At 57.7% G+C, this 15,887-nt stretch carries 12 protein-coding genes; all 12 read right to left on the reverse strand.

Annotation, left to right across the window (positions count from 1 at the left end):
• Positions 1–260: 260 nt before the first annotated feature.
• Positions 261–1,361 (reverse strand): undecaprenyldiphospho-muramoylpentapeptide beta-N-acetylglucosaminyltransferase, encoded by a 1,101-nt coding sequence (locus tag DQG13_RS16030; protein ID WP_113020797.1) that lies wholly within the window; start codon positions 1,359–1,361, stop codon positions 261–263.
• 11 nt (positions 1,362–1,372) lie between these two features.
• Positions 1,373–2,470 (reverse strand): stage V sporulation protein E, encoded by a 1,098-nt coding sequence (gene spoVE, locus DQG13_RS16035; RefSeq protein ID WP_113020798.1) that lies wholly within the window; start codon positions 2,468–2,470, stop codon positions 1,373–1,375.
• Positions 2,471–2,528: 58 nt separating this feature from the next.
• Positions 2,529–3,929: a UDP-N-acetylmuramoyl-L-alanine--D-glutamate ligase gene (gene murD, locus DQG13_RS16040; RefSeq protein WP_113020799.1), complete on the reverse strand. Its 1,401-nt coding sequence runs from the start codon at positions 3,927–3,929 to the stop codon at positions 2,529–2,531.
• A 3-nt stretch (positions 3,930–3,932) separates the two neighbouring features.
• Positions 3,933–4,895 carry a phospho-N-acetylmuramoyl-pentapeptide-transferase gene (mraY, locus tag DQG13_RS16045; RefSeq protein WP_113020897.1) on the reverse strand — a complete coding sequence of 321 codons (963 nt, stop codon included), beginning with the start codon at positions 4,893–4,895 and terminating at the stop codon, positions 3,933–3,935.
• A gap of 117 nt (positions 4,896–5,012) precedes the next feature.
• Positions 5,013–6,404: a UDP-N-acetylmuramoyl-tripeptide--D-alanyl-D-alanine ligase gene (locus DQG13_RS16050; protein ID WP_113020800.1), complete on the reverse strand. Its 1,392-nt coding sequence runs from the start codon at positions 6,402–6,404 to the stop codon at positions 5,013–5,015.
• Entirely contained in the window at positions 6,401–7,891 is a 1,491-nt protein-coding gene (locus tag DQG13_RS16055) for a UDP-N-acetylmuramoyl-L-alanyl-D-glutamate--2,6-diaminopimelate ligase (RefSeq protein ID WP_113020801.1), read from the reverse strand. Before DQG13_RS16055 ends, DQG13_RS16050 begins: the two co-directional genes overlap by 4 nt.
• Positions 7,892–7,905: 14 nt before the next feature.
• Entirely contained in the window at positions 7,906–9,819 is a 1,914-nt protein-coding gene (locus tag DQG13_RS16060; protein WP_113020802.1) for a stage V sporulation protein D, read from the reverse strand.
• A gap of 105 nt (positions 9,820–9,924) precedes the next feature.
• Positions 9,925–12,300, reverse strand: a complete 2,376-nt coding sequence (locus DQG13_RS16065) for a penicillin-binding transpeptidase domain-containing protein (RefSeq protein WP_113020803.1) — start codon at positions 12,298–12,300, stop codon at positions 9,925–9,927.
• A 49-nt stretch (positions 12,301–12,349) separates the two neighbouring features.
• Entirely contained in the window at positions 12,350–12,766 is a 417-nt protein-coding gene (locus DQG13_RS16070) for a cell division protein FtsL (protein WP_113020804.1), read from the reverse strand.
• 92 nt (positions 12,767–12,858) lie between these two features.
• Complete coding sequence (gene rsmH, locus DQG13_RS16075; protein WP_113020805.1) at positions 12,859–13,815, reverse strand: 16S rRNA (cytosine(1402)-N(4))-methyltransferase RsmH; 957 nt, start codon at positions 13,813–13,815, stop codon at positions 12,859–12,861.
• 28 nt (positions 13,816–13,843) lie between these two features.
• Positions 13,844–14,275 (reverse strand): division/cell wall cluster transcriptional repressor MraZ, encoded by a 432-nt coding sequence (mraZ, locus tag DQG13_RS16080; protein WP_113020806.1) that lies wholly within the window; start codon positions 14,273–14,275, stop codon positions 13,844–13,846.
• 169 nt (positions 14,276–14,444) lie between these two features.
• On the reverse strand, positions 14,445–15,554 hold the full coding sequence (locus tag DQG13_RS16085) for a DUF4349 domain-containing protein (RefSeq protein ID WP_113020807.1): 1,110 nt from the start codon (positions 15,552–15,554) through the stop codon (positions 14,445–14,447).
• Positions 15,555–15,887 lie beyond the last annotated feature (333 nt).

Genomic DNA, 15,887 nt, shown 5'->3' on the forward strand with positions numbered 1-15,887 from the left:
GTATTTGGATATTTTTTCAAAGGATTTCAGCTCCTTTCGAGGAGACCTAAGTAGTAACGATTTTTCATATACATTTGGACAGCGCACCCACTTTCGGCCCTTTTATGTATGATTTTTCATATACATTTGGACGATATACCCACTTTTGGCGCTTTTATATATGATTTTTCATATACATTTGGACGGTGCAACCCATGTCGAGCCCCATCGCATATGCCGGTGCAGGCGGCAACCCCCGTATACGGCTTTGCTGCTGCCGCTTACTTCCGGCTCTCCGCCGCCTCGCGGATGAGCCCGACGATCTTCCCGGTGGCGTCGAATCCGGCCGCCTCCTGCTCCATGGCCGCCGCGTAGGCGGAGCGGTTCGTGTACAAATCGCGCACCCGGGCAAGCAGCGTTTCCGCGTTCAGCTCCTCCTCCTCCAGCACCTGGGCAAAGCCCCGGCGGGCGAAGGACTCCGCGTTCAGGACCTGGTCGCCTCGGCTGACGTTCCGGCTGAGGGGAATCAGCAGCATCGGTTTTCGGAGCGCGAGAAATTCAAAAATGGAGGTAGCTCCCGCCCGGGACACCGCCACATCCGCCAGCGCCAGCATATCGGCCAGGCCAACCGTAATAAACTCCACCTGCTTATAACCACGGCGTCCGGCCAGAGCTTCATCCACATTGCCTTTGCCGCAGATATGGATCACCTGGAAATCCTGCAGCAGCTCCGGCAGCGCCTCGCGCACCGCCTGGTTAATGGACTTGGCCCCCAGGCTGCCGCCCATCACCAGCACCACCGGACGGGTGCGCACAAAGTCCAGCTCCATTCTGGCCTTGTCCGCCTTGCCCGCGAAAAGCTCCCGGCGGATGGGCAGGCCGGTATACACCGCCTTATTCCCTTTGATGTGCTTGACCGTCTCGGGAAAATTGACGCAGACCTTGCCCGCCAGCGGAACGGAAATCCGGTTGGCCAGCCCCGGCGTAATATCCGACTCATGGATAAGCACCGGGATGCCTCGCAGCTTGGCGGCGATCACCACCGGCACCGTGACGAAGCCGCCCTTGGAAAACACCACATCCGGCTTCACCCGCCCCAGCACCCGCCAGGCATCCCATACGCCCTTGACTACCTTGAAGGGATCGCTCAGATTCTTCAAATCGATATACCGCCGCAGCTTGCCCGACGAAATGGCGTGGAAGGGAATTCCTGTTCCTTCCACAATGCCCCGCTCAATGCCCTCGGCCGAGCCAATATAGTCCACCGCCCAGCCGGACTTGCGGAGCTCCCCAATAAGAGCAAGGTTCGGCGTCACATGACCCGCCGAACCGCCTCCGGTGAATACAATTTTGTTCCTGCCAATGAGTGAAGTGTTGTTCATATTGTGAGGATTCACCTCGAATATCGTGATATGTTCAGCAGAATGCCCATGGACACCAGCATCAGGGTCAAGGACGACCCCCCGTAGCTGATCAGGGGCAAGGTAATGCCCGTCACCGGCATCATGCCGATGACCACGCCGATGTTGATGATCACCTGGACGGCGATCATCCCGGTAATGCCGGCAGCCAGCAGGCTGCCGAAGGTATCCGGCGCCGTAATGGCGGTGCGCATCCCCCGCCAGACCAGAATGGTGAACAGCACCAGCACCAGGCCCGCCCCGATAAAGCCCAGCTCCTCCGAAATGATGGAGAAAATAAAATCCGTCTGCGGCTCCGGCAGGTAGCTGTACTTCTGGCGGCTGGCTCCCAGCCCCAAGCCCACCAATCCGCCGGGGCCGATGGCGTACAGGGATTGGATCGCCTGATAGCCCGCGCCCAAGGGATCTGACCAGGGATCAAGGAAGGCAGTGATCCGCTTCAGCCGGTAAGGCGCCGCGATGATCAGCCCCACAAATCCGGCCACGCCGATCATGCCCAGCCCCGCCAAGTGGGACATCCGCGCCCCGGCCGCATAGATGATCAAGAGCGACGCTCCCACCAGCACGGAGCCGGTGCCCAGATCGGGCTGGAGCATAATCAGCCCGAAGGCTGCGCCCATCACCGCCAGCGGCGGCAAAAGTCCCTTGGTGAAATCGGTGATCCGGTGGTTCTCGTCCGACAACAGCTTGGACAAAAACAGAATCATGCAAATCTTCATGAATTCCGAGGGCTGGATGCCGAAGGAGCTGATGCCCAGCCAGCTGCGGGCTCCTCCCCGGACCGCCCCGATGCCCGGAACGAGCACCAGGATCAGGAGGGCAAAGCCGCCCAGCAGGGCCGGTTTGGCCAGCTTTTTCCACACCTGGTAGTCCACGTTCATAATGGCGGTCATGGCGACAACCCCCAGAACGGCGAACAGGAGCTGGCGCTTCAGATAGTAGTACCAGTCCCCAAAATCATGGTACGACAGCACCGCGCTGGCACTGTAGACCATCACGACACCGATGCACAGGAGCGCAAGGGTTGCGATCAGCATAATCAAATCCGGCGAGTTACGTGTTTTTCCCATGCCCGACACCTCTTTAAGCGTAAGCTTGTGAGGGGCAAGCAGGGCTTGGACCCCTCTGTTAAAGGTTATGCACGGACTCCTTAAACATGCTACCCCGCTCTTCATAAGAGGAAAACATATCCCAGCTGGCGCAGGCGGGGGACAGCAGCACCACGTCGCCTTCTTGGGCAAAACCATGCGCCGCCTCCACCGCCGCCTGAAGAGCATCCGCAGGGGTGTTAGCAGTATCGACGGTTTTCACCAGCTTGATTCCCGCCAGTTCGGCGGCATGGGCGATTTTGTGCCGGGTTTCCCCCAGCGCCGCCACAGCCTTGACCCGCTCCCGGAAATGGGGAACCAGGTCCAGATAGTCCATCCCCCGCTCCAGTCCGCCTGCAATCAGCACGATAGGGCGCTGGAAGGCCTCCATAGCCTTGATGGTGGCCGCCGGGTTGGTGGCTTTGGAATTATTATAATAAACGATCCCGTTTTTCTCTCGGACAAACTCCAGCCGGTGCTCCACCCCCCGGAATTCCCGCAGCGCCTTGGCCACGGCGGACAGCTCCGCTCCTGCGGACAGGGCAGCGGCTACGGCAGCCAAAGCATTCTCCACGTTGAATTCCCCGGGGATGCCCACCTCCGCCGCAGGAAGCACCTGCACGGGCGCAGCGTCCGGTCCGACCTTATACATGATGGCGCGTTCAGGCGCGGCGGACAGATAGACGCCGGCCTCCAGCTCCTCCCTCATGGAGAAGGGCAGCACCCTGCCGCTTAACCCCGGAATCAGGGAGCGGCAGTAAGCGTCGTCCCAATTGACTACCGCCACATCCTCCGGCGTTTGGTTGGCGAACAGCTTGGCTTTGGAGCCGGCGTAATCCTCCATGGTGCCGTGGTAATCCAGATGGGTTTCGTAGACGTTCAGCAGCACGGCAATCCGCGGACGGAATTGCTGGGTGCCCTTCAGCTGGAAGCTGGAGAGCTCCACCACCATCCAGTTTTCCTCTGTGGCCTCCTCCGCCGCATCGCACAGGGCGCGGCCGATATTGCCGGCCACAATGGGCTTAAGCCCCGCCTCGTCCAACATCCGGCCGATCCAGGTGGTGGTGGTGGTTTTGCCGTTGGAGCCGGTGATTCCGATGATGGGCGCCTTGCAGATCCGGTACGCCACCTCCACCTCGGTGACCACCTCAATGGACAGCTCCAGCGCTCTGGCCACCGGCGGCGCTTTGTAGGGAATGCCCGGATTCTTCACCACCAGGGCTACGCCCTCATGAATCAGCTCGGGAGGATGTCCCCCGCACACAACAGAAATACCCAGAGCCTCCAGTTCGTCGGCCTCCGGGCATTCCTCGCGGTTCTTTTTATCGTTGACGGTCACAATCGCTCCGTATTGGTGAAACAGCCTGGCTACAGCCACTCCGCTCTTCGCCAACCCCAGAATGACAACCTGCTTGTGTTGATACCAGCCTGGCTCTCTCATGCCCTAGAACACCCCGTTCAAATATAGTCCGGCTCCCGCCAGCACCAGTCCGGCCAGCCAGAAGGAGAAAACAACCTTCCATTCGCTCCAGCCCACCAGCTCGAAATGATGGTGGATGGGGCTCATTTTGAATACCCGCTTGCCTCTTGTTTTGAAGGAGACCACCTGGATCACCACGGACAGCAGCTCAAAGACAAAAACGCCGCCGATGACCAGAATAAGCAGCTCGGCTTTGGTGAGAATAGCCACTGCCGACAAAGCGCCGCCGATCCCCAATGACCCCGTGTCCCCCATGAACACCTTGGCCGGATGGGCGTTAAACACCAGAAAACCCAGCACAGCCCCCACCATGGACGCGGCCAGAATGGCGGATTCCGGATGGTGGGCCTTCATGGCGATAATCAGAAAAGCGCCGAAGGCCACTGCGCTGGTGCCCGACAGCAGGCCGTCCAAACCGTCCGTAAAGTTCACGGCATTGGACATGCCCAGCATCATGATCACCACAAAGGGATAATACAGCCAGCCCAGAGGAATGGAGATATCCGTCAGGGGGATAGCCAGGTCCGTGGAATGTCCGATACGATACAGCATGTAGCAGACAAAACCCGAAACCAGCAGCTGCCCCAGGAGCTTTTGGCTAGCGGTCAGCCCAAGGGAGCGCTTGAACAGAATTTTGATGTAATCATCCAAAAAGCCCACCAGACCGTAGCCCAAGGTGGCCACCAGCAGGATGACCAGCTGTTCATTTTTGTCCGAGAACCGGAGAGCGGCCACGGATAAAGCCAAAAGGATAATGATGCCGCCCATGGTGGGCGTGCCCGCTTTTTTCTGGTGGCCCTGAGGGCCTTCCTTGCGGATCTGCTGGCCAAACTTCAGCCGGCGCAGGAGCGGGATAAACAGAGGCCCGGCCAACAGGGCGAATAAAAACGCAACTCCCATGGGAAACAGCACTTCTTTAAGATCGATCACAACATTTTGCCCCCTGTAATGACACGAGGATAAACGCCATACGGCGTCTTGCAGACGCCTTCGCGTTTGTCAAGAAATCGAGCAGCTTCCTCGCTTATGCTTTCTGTGATTTGTTTATACGCCTGTCAGCACCTCGACCAGCTCGTCGAGCCCCAGCATCCTGGAGCCCTTGACCAGTATGGCGTCCTTGGCATTGGCCTCCGCCGCTACGGCGTCGATCAACTCCGCCTTTTCCTGGAACCACTTGACCCGGCCCGGCGGCTGGCCTTTCCCTGCTTCAGACGCAATATGCCTGGCCAATGTTCCATAGGCGAATACCTTATAAATCTCCGGAGCCGTCAGCATGGCCCCGATCTCCTTGTGGTACCGCACCTCATCCGGTCCCAGGTCGGCCATATCCCCCAGCACCACGATTTTGCGCTGATAACCGGACAGCTCCTTCAAAAGCTCAATGGCCGCTTTCATCGATGTGGGCGTAGCGCTTAGGGAATCGTTGAAAATCACCGCGCCGGAGCGGGTGTACATGGGCACCAGGCGGGTATAGACCCGCTCCAGGCTGTTCATGCCGGTTACGGCGTCCTGGTCGCAAACCCCCATATACTTGGTCAGGGCGGCGGAGGCCAGCGCATTCATAATATTATGCAGCCCCAGCAAGGGAACGCGGAAATAAGAGGTGGTGGGCAGATTGGTCTTGAAGCAGGTGCCCTCCAGCTCGTTCATAATGGCGATGGGATAGATGTCCGCTTCCTCTGTGGAACCGAAGCGGTAAGTCAGCAGCCCTTCGGGTTTGTCCGCCAACGCCAGCATCTCCCTAAGCAAGGGCTCCTCGCCGTTATAGACCAACAGAGAGCCGGGCAAAAGTCCCTCCACCACCTTCATGGTGGCGGCCGCCACTTCCCGCCTGCTGCCCAGAAGCTTCAATTGGGTTTCCCCCACATTGGTGATGATGGCCGCCTCCGCCCGCACAAAACGGGCCTGCTCCGCCAAATCCTCATGGGCATTCCATTGCAGCTCGAACACCGCCATCTCCGTGGACTCCTCCATCCGGAGAATGGCGCAGGCCAAATCGGTCAGCGGGCGCTCCACTCCGCCGTCCGCCTGAAAGGTCTTGTAGGTAGTGGCCAGCATAGTCGCCACCACATCACGGGTAGTGGATTTGCCGTCGCTGCCGGTGATGGCAATGGAGCGTACCGGCAGCTCCTTGCGGTAAGCCGCGGCCAGCTTCAGCAGAGCCGCCTTGGCATCCTCCACGCAGATGGACGGAATTTGGCCCGGGTACTCCTCCATATGTCCCGCTTCACGCAGCATGGCGGACGCTCCGCGGCGCACCGCCGCCTCCGCCATTTCCCGTTTGTCCCCCTGGCTCTCGGACAGGGGGATGTAGAGACAGCCCGGCCGGACCTCATCCGGATGAAGCGCCACTCCTTGTATTTCCACTTCCCCGAACAGATCGGGCACACTGCCCTCCGCCATCCGGGCAACTTCACTCAGCTTTCTTGTTATCAATGCTTCCGACTCCTTAGCGCGGCCCTTGCTTCTTCCCGGTCATCAAAATGATGGGTGGCGCCATTTATAATTTGATAGGTTTCATGACCCTTTCCCGCAATTAATACTACATCTTTGGGGCTTGCCATTTCAATAGCCTTTTGGATGGCTTCGCGGCGGTCGGCAATGAGCTGGTAGTTCTCCGCGGCAAAACCCGCCTCCAGCACACCCGGCTCGATATCCCGCAGAATCGCCTCCGGGTTCTCCGAACGGGGATTATCCGAGGTGACAAACACATAGTCGCTGAACCGGGCGGCGATCTTTCCCATAATCGGACGTTTGGTCCGGTCCCGGTCGCCTCCGCAGCCGAAGACGGTAATCACCCGGCCCTCCGTCACTTCCTTCACCGCGGCCAAAGCGTTCTCCAACCCGTCCGGCGTATGGGCGTAGTCCACCAGCACCTGAAACTCCTGGCCTTCCCCCACCGCCTCCATCCGGCCCTCCACGGGCGGAATGGATTCCAGACTTTTAATTGCCTGCTCTAAGGATACACCTTCCAAAAGGCATACCGCAACCGCTCCAAGGGTATTGTAGACATTAAATTTGCCCACCAGCCGCAGCTTCACATCCGCTTCCCCCAGCCAGGTGACCAATCGGAAAAAGGTGCCCTGGGCGGTAATCCGGATATCCCTGGCGCTGACATCCGCAGCCTGCTCTACCCCGTAGGTGATCACCTCCACAGCTGTCTGCGAGGCAAAATAGGCGCTGGCCGGATCATCCGCGTTCAGCACGGCATAGCTCCGCTCACCGGCGTCGGAAACTCCTCCATTGCCAAGACGGGAGAACAGCAGCCCTTTGGCCTGGCGGTAATTCTCCATGGTTTTATGGTAGTCCAGGTGATCCTGGGTCAGGTTGGTAAAAAGTGCGGTGCGGAACCGGGTTTCCTTCACCCGGCCCAAATCCAGGGCGTGGCTGGATGCCTCCATGAGACAATATTGCACGCCCGCATCCGCCATCTTCCGCAGGCTTTCGTGCAGCTCCAGGGGCTCCCGGGTATTGGTGGAGCCGGTGGGATAGGAGGTTGCACCGATCCGCATCTCGATATTGCCCATCAGACCGGTGACATAACCTTGGTCGGATAAAATTTTCTCCATAATATAGGTGGAGGTGGTTTTGCCGTTGGTTCCCGTGACGCCGATCACCTTCAGCCGGCTGCTGGGATAGCCGTTAAAGCAGGCGGCAATGGCCGCCAGGGCGTGCCGGGCGTCCTTGACCACCAGCATGGGCACTGCAAGAGGCAGCGCCTCCTCTACAACCAAAGCGCTTGCGCCGGCTTCCACCGCTGCGGCGGCGTATTGGTGCCCGTCCGATACCAGACCTCTTACGCATATGAACAAATCACCCGGCTTCACCTTGCGGGAATCCGCCTGAATGCCCTGGATCTCCACACCGGCGTCGCCAATCAGCCTGTGTACGGCAAATAATCCGGCCAACTCTTGCAGCTTCATGCTCATTTCCTCCTTTAATCCGATAAATAAATCCGCACCGTGGAGCCTTGGGGAAGCCGGGTGCCGGCTGCCGGAAGCTGGCTCATCACCTTGGTGCCCGTGCCCGATTTGGCCAGCACCAGATCGGACCGGATGTCCTCATAGATATCCTGGATGGTCATGCCCACCATATTGGGCACCTCCACGTCGGGAACATCGGGATACTTGTATTCCTTCTGGATTTGATCCTTGCTGGGCTCCACCTTCATATAACGCAGGGAGTCGGCCATAATGTTGCGGACAATGGGGGCGGCGATCAGGCCGCCGAACTGGATGCCCTTGGGATTGTCCACGGCGATGTACACCACCAGCTTGGGATTGTCCGCAGGGGCGAAGCCGATGAAGGACACAATGTGCTCGCTGGCGGAATAACGGCCATTGACCACCTTTTGCGCCGTGCCCGTTTTGCCCCCTACCCGGTAACCGTCCACAAAAGCATTGCGTCCGGTGCCCAGGGCAACCACCTTCTCCAGGGACTCCCGCACCTTCTGGGAGGTCTCCGGGCTAATGACCTCCCGGACCAGCTCCGGCTTCACCGATTCCACCATCTCTCCCGTCACCGGGTGATACCAGCCCTTGGTGACGTGGGGCTTATACAGCTTGCCGCCGTTCACCGCAGCGGACACGGCAGTAATCTGCTGGATAGGCGTTACGGACACGCCCTGCCCGAAGGAGGTGGTGGCCAGCTCCACCGGACCGACGCGGCTTGGTTTGAACATGATGCCGTTCTCCTCGCCCATCAGGTCGATGCCGGTTTTTTTGCCAAAGCCGAACTTGCCGATGTAGTCAAACAGGGTTTCCTTCCCCAAATTCTGGCCCATCACCACAAAACCGGGGTTGCAGGAGTTCTCCACCACCTGCTGGAAGGTTTCGCTGCCGTGGCCTCCGCGTTTCCAGCAGCGCAGCCGCGCCCCTCCCACCTCGATATAGCCGGGATCATAGAAGGTATCGTTCAGGTTCACTTTATTCTCCTGAAGCGCCGCCGCCAGGGTGATGATCTTGAAGGTGGACCCGGGCTCATAGGTCATCCAGATGGGCAGGTTCCGGTTGTACACCTCGGAGGGATACTCCCGGAATTTGCCCGGATCATAGGTGGGCCTGCTGGCCATCGCCAGGATTTCCCCGTTGGTGGGGTCCATGGCAATGCCGATGACCCGGTCCGGCTGATGCTGCACCATCGCCTGGTCCATCTCCCGCTCCATGACGGATTGGATATAATGGTCCAGGGTCAGCTGAAGGTTCAGCCCGTCCTGGGGCGCGTTGTACTGGTCCGTGGAGCCGGGCATGGTTCCCCCGCTCGCCGTGGACAGAAACGACACCCCGCCGCGAATGCCTTGCAGCAAATTATTGTACGAAGCTTCCACTCCTGTCAAGCCCTGATTGTCAATTCCAGTAAAACCCAATATATGGGAGGCTAATGTTCCGAAGGGATAATACCGCTTATTGTCCTCCGCCACCACAATGCCGGGCAGCTTCAGCTTGTTGACCTCCTCGGCCTTCTCCGGCGAAATCTTCCGTCCGCCAGGCTGAATCCGCTCAATCATGGAGCGTTTGGTAATGGTCTCCAGCACCGATTGCTCGGAAATCTGCAGGACCTGGGCCAATTGGCGGGCCGTATCCTCGGGATTCTTGATTTGGGCCGGAATCGCCATAATGGTGGGTGTGGATACATTATACGTCAGCTTGACGCCGTTTCTGTCCCATACCTCTCCCCGCTTCGCTTCAAACGGAATATTGCGGCGCCAGGATTCCTCCGCTTTCTCCGCCAGGTCCGGCCCCATCCACAACTGCACGTATGCCAGCCGGATAATCAGGGCGGCGAACAGGACTGTCCCCCCCAGCATGGCATACCATAATCGGCGACGTATGGTTACATTGGAAACCCGCACGGGCGCTCTCCCCCATTCGCAAATAGTCAGACTCGTTCACTTCATGACTATTCGGGACAAACAGGGGATAGAACAAGCTCGTGCGGGAGATGACCGCTGGCATTGCTATGGCTTTTTGGAGGTCTGCGGCGTCGGTGTCGGCGTGGGCGTGGATGTGGCGGCGGTGGACGCCTTCTTGGCCGGCGGGGTGGGAGTCGCGGACGACTTGGCTTTCCCGCTGGGAGAAGGCGATGGACTCTCCGTGCCTTCCGGCACAGCCGCATCCGATCCCGGCTTCAAGGTGAGCAGCAGCTCGCGGTTATTCTCGTCCCCCGTCACCGTCTGCCCCACCACATAACCCTCTCCTTCCGTCTTGCACTTCAGTCCCGTTAACGAGCAGACCTCCAGCGCATCGCGCAGGGACTTGCCGGCAAGGTTGGGGATATTGGCCGTCTCCTCCTCCTGGGTCATCAGATAAACCCGCTGGGTGCTGGAGATTTTTGTATCCGGCAAAGGAATTTGCTTCAGCACATCCCCGCCGGAGCCGATCACCTCCGCTTTGAGCCCGGACTGGCTCAATGTGGTTTTGGCGGCCGAAATGGCCATCCCCACCACATCGGGCACAGGCGAGAGAGTCTCCATCTTGGCCATTTGGGCCGCGCTGGCTTCGGAAGTTACCCCCAGGTAGCTCAGAGACTGGGAAATAATCTCCTTGAACGCCGGAGACGCCACCTCGCCCCCCAGATGATAATCCTTCTGCAAATCAGGCACGTCGGCGACGATGACCACCACAATCTTGGGGTCCTCCACCGGCGCGAAGCCGGCGAAGGTAATCAGCCACTTCCCGTCGGCATACCCCTTTTCCCCGGGAAGCACGATATTGGCGGTGCCGGTTTTGCCGGCGATCCGGTAGCCGTCGATATACGCTCTCCAGCCGGTTCCGCCCATCTCCCGGTTGGCCACCACCTGCTCCAGGTCCAGCCCCACTTCCTTGGCGGTGGCTTCGGAAACCACCTGACGCACTATGGTGGGGGCGTTCACCTGAATCGGCTCCTTGGTGACCGGGTCAAGGATCTCTTTAATGATGTACGGCTTCATCAGCTTGCCGCCGTTGGCGATGGCCCCGTAAGAGGCCAACTGCTGGAGGGCGGTAGTAGTCAGGCCTTGCCCGTAGGTGGAGGTGGCAAACTCCGATTTATACTTCATTCTGACCACACCGGCCGCCTCTCCCGGCAGATCGATGCCGGTGGGGACGCCGAAGCCGAAATCGGCAATGTACTTGGACAGCTTCTGCGTGCCCAGCTTCTCAATGCCCAGCTTGACAAAGGCCACGTTACTGGAGCGGAGCAGACCTTCCATATAAGAAATTTTGCCCCAGCCGACGGTATTGTGGTCATGCAGCCGGCGGTCATCCACAACGATGCTGCCGGACTGGTACGTTTCATTGGGATTAAACAGCTTTTCCTCCACCGCTCCCGCCAAGGGGATCAGCTTGAAGGTGGAGCCGGGCTCATACGCATAGGACACCGCATTGTTGTTGTATACGGCGGGGTTTGAGGCAGCCTCCCAATATTTGTTGGGGTTGTAATCCGGCATGTTGGCCATGGCCAGGATTTCCCCGGTTTTGGGATTGGCGGCGATGGCCGTGACTCCCCGGGGATTCCACTTCTCATACACCTGGCGGATGGCATTTTCCACATAATACTGGATGGTCTGATCCAGAGTCAGAACCACATTTTTCCCGTTGATGGGGGCGGTATAGGACATTTTGCCGTTGGGAATTTCCACTCCCTTGCGGTCGCTCTCCTTTTCCAGCTTGCCCGGGGTGCCTTCAAGCAGATCGTTCAGGGAGGATTCCAGCCCGTATCCGCCGGGCTTCCCCCACTTGTCCATGTATCCCAATACATGGGAGGCCAGGTTATTGAAGGGATAAGCCCGCCGCTCCGTCTCGGTGAGGTAAACCCCCACATCCTTGGTATCCAGCTTTTTGCCTTCGGTTTCCTTGTTCCGCAGCTCGATCTTGGCCTTGAGCTGTTCGATCACCGCGTCTACCTTTTCCTTGGTTTCCGAGTCGATCTTGTAGCCCTCGCTCTGCACTTCCACAGAGATCATCATTTCTTCGCTGTTGGGTCTTTTGCGGGTAGCCATCTCGTAGATTTTGCTCTCCAGCTTGGCCACTGCCGCAGGATCATCGCTTGACGCCAACGCGGCCGACAGCCCTTGGGAAATATCCCGTTCCAGCCCCTTCGTCTTGATCACCTGGGGATTCAGCGTGACGATGTACGCAATCCCGTCCTCGGCCAGAACCTTGCCGTTGCGGTCGGTGATGGTTCCCCGCTCCGCCGGAATGGTCCTGGACTCCTGCCATTTTTTCTCCGCTTTTGCCATCAGCCATTCATGGTCAACAACCTGCACCCAATAAATCTTGACAATCAGTCCAAGAAAAAAAAGGGTAAAAAACAGGCCGATAACCAATGAACGGCTACGCGTTAGCTTCTCCATGTTTTCACCCTGCTTTATTCATATGTAGTTGGAACATCCGGATACGGCATTACGGCTTGGCCGCAACCGGCCCGCCCTCCCGGGCTTTCACTTCAACCGGCACACGAACGAAATCCGCTTCGGGAATCTGCACCAGACCCTTTTGGGCCGCTTCATCCAGGTACTGGGAGGGGTCCATCATCCTCGACAGCTTCTCCTTCAGAGCATTGTTATCCGCTTCCAGCCTGGAAATCTCCTTTTCCACATTTTGAATCCGGGTGTTCATCTGATAGATTTGCGCATACCGCCAAATGACCACCCCCGCCACCAGCGCACAAAGCAGCACCGTAAACAAATACAGGAGCTTTTCCTGTGTCGGAAGGCGGCTTGTGCGGTATACCACCCTGCGGGTTTCCTTGATTTTAACACGTTCCGGGGAGGGTTGTCTCTCCTCGACTGCCAAATTCCCACGTATGTAAGCTGCCATTTTTACACATCCTTCACCAGGTTCTCACTCGATCATTTCAATCCACAGACCGCTGTTGCAAGGGCGACACTTGATCTATGCGACAGACGACTTTATCCCAGCTTTTCGGCAATGCGCAGCTTGGAGGACCTGGCTCTCTGGTTTATTTCCAGCTCATTGTCCCCCGGCACGATTGGCTTCCTGTTCACCAGCCGCAGGGTGGATTTCCGGCCGCATACGCAGACGGGGAAATCCGGCGGGCAGGTGCATGACTCAATATGTCCGGCGAAGGCCTGCTTGACAATCCGGTCCTCCAGGGAATGGAAGGTAATAACCGAGATTCTTCCTCCCGGCTTGAGACATTCAATCCCCTGCTCCAGCACATCCTCCAGCGCTCCCAGCTCATCGTTGACAGCAATGCGGATGGCCTGAAAGCTCCGTTTGGCCGGATGCCCGCCGGTCCGCCTGGCTGCCGCGGGAATGCCCTCCTTGATCAGCTCGGCCAATTGGCCGGTAGTTTCAATAGGGGCCTTCTCCCGGGCCTTGACGATAACGGAGGCAATTCTTCTGGCGAATTTCTCCTCGCCGTATTCGAACAGAATCCTCGCCAGCTCCCCTTCCGGCCATTCATTCACCAGCTTCCGGGCCGTCAGGGAGGCGGTTTGGTCCATCCGCATGTCCAGCTCCGCATCCTGATGGTAGCTGAAGCCGCGATCCGCTTCGTCCAATTGGGGCGAGGACACCCCCAAATCCAGCAGGATGCCGTCCACCTGCGGCACACCCTCCGGGGACAGGGGAACTCCCGCCTTCTCCAAAGCTTGCCGGATATAGCGGAAATTGGTTTTCACCAAGGTCACCCTGTCGCCGAAGGGCAAGAGCTTCTCCCCGGCAAAAGCCAACGCCGCATCATCCTGGTCCAGGCCAATCAACCGGCCCTGCGGACCCAATTGCGCGGCGATCCGCTCGCTGTGGCCCGCCCCGCCAAGGGTGCAATCCACATAAATGCCGTCCGGCTTAACTGCAAGCCCCTCCACAGCCTCTTCCTTCAAAACCGTAATATGATGAAACAAATGTGTGAACCTCCCTGGAAATCCGAAATCAGAAGTTGAAGTCAATCAGCGTTTCCGCTATCTCGTTGAACGAATCCTGGGAGGCCTGGGAATAGCTCTCCCATTCCGCCTTGCTCCAGATTTCAATTTTTCCCGAAACGCCGATGATGACGCAATCTTTCTCCAATTGTGCATGGTTTATGAGATTATTGGGTATATTTACCCTTCCCTGTTTATCCAGCTCACATTCGGTGGCCCCGGAAAAAAACATCCGGCTGAAGGCTCTGGCCTCCGCCTTCATCATGGGCAGCGCCTTCAGCTTCTGCTCCAGAACTTTCCACTCCTCCATGGGATAAACAAACAGACATTTGTCCAGGCCTCTCGTCACGACAAAGGTAGGGGCAAGCTCATCGCGGAATTTGGAGGGGATGGTAAGCCGGCCTTTTTCGTCGATGGCATGCTGGTATTCCCCCATAAACATAATTCCGCCCCCTTTATCCCCACTTTGCCCCACTTTCCACCACACCTTTTAAAGAGTTCTCCACATGTGCAAAAAATCCTGCTGATGGCAGCAGGATTTCAAAAAAAGATTTCATGATTTTCGCTAAAAGTCAACCAATTGCGGCAAAGTTTAAATGGATTTTAGAAAATTATGTCGTTTTGTCGGGAGAATCCTCATCTTCTTCAGGCTCCACAGTAGGAAACGGATCATTCTTCGGGGGCAAGCTGCCCCTATACGCCTGCATGTTCCGAGTATATTCCTCCGCACGCGCGATCCGCTTCTCCCGGTTTCTTCTGTAACCTATCCACAGGGGAACACCGATCACCAGGCCAACGGCTGCGATGGGGATAAATCCGGCGATAAATACCAGCAAACCTTGCCCGAAGCCTACCAGGAAACCCAGGGAAGAAAGCATGGCATCCCGGGAGCGTCCGAATACGGAATCCGACTTGCTGATATCCAGAGAGCTGCCGGGCTGATAAAGGCGGATTTCCACTGTGGAAAAAGCCACATTCTGGTCGATGTAGCGCATCCGTCCCTTCATTTTTTCAATGGCTTCCTGAATCTTGGCCAGCTCGTTGGTGTATTGCACCAGCTCGTCTGTGCGGGTGGCCTTCTGCATAAATTCCAGATAACGGGCCTCCACCACTTGTTTGGCTTTCAGTTGGGCCTCCAGATCCACATATTCCTCCGAAAAATCCTGGGCCTGAACATTGCGCTGAATGGCCTCATTGGGGATCTTCTCCAGCTCCTTCAGGAAGGTGGAGAAGCCTGCGGACGGAATCTTCAGGACGAAGTTCCCGCCTTCCTCCCGGCTGGTACTGTTCTCCGAGAACTGGAGGATATACCCTCCCGACAGCGTGACCAGGTTGCGGATTTCCGCCTGGGCCTCTGCATAGCTCTTCACCTTCATGGTCAGATTGGCCTTATACACCAGCTTGCGGTTCAAGCCTTCCTGGTCCGTGCCCATTCCGGAGAAGCCTGCACCCTGCTGCTCCCCTACGCCGCTGTCCTGGCTGCCTGCGCCTGACTGGGCGGTTGGCTGTGAGGCGGGCGCGGCGTTACTGCTGCCCTTCGCCTCCGACTGCTGCGAGGTTTGGGTTGCTTCCATCTTGTCTTTTACAGTAAGGTTCAAATCCGCCGCCGCGCCGCTTTCATTGCTTAGCGAAGAGGATGACTTATCCGCCGCCGCGGAGCAGCCTGCCAATGCCAGCGCCGCCGCCAGCCACACCGCTAAAATCCTTTTCCCCCATTTCATGTCCGATTCCCCCTGTGTTTTTGGTCAGATTCACTGATCTGCGGAGCCTTGTAGGAGTCTGTTCGACGGTGTTGCGCAAGCAAATAAATATTCATTGGATTTCATTCCTTGCCGGGAAAGCAGTGCCTTGGATGCTCAAACAGTTTTTGTCGGCCTTGATTTTATTTTGAATGTTTAAGGTGTCAAAGCCGCCAAAAAAACTCGCCCTCAAGTCACTCTTTCCCTCCCAGTCATTCCATCATAAATATTTATTCGCTCGTTACTTTCGTCGGACAGACTCCTGGATGTCGGCATTATGCGGCTCCGATACCCCTCAAACGCAGCTTGCAGGGA

This window comes from Paenibacillus sp. YN15, assembly GCF_003285005.1.
Taxonomy (GTDB): Bacteria; Bacillota; Bacilli; order Paenibacillales; family NBRC-103111; genus Paenibacillus_AR.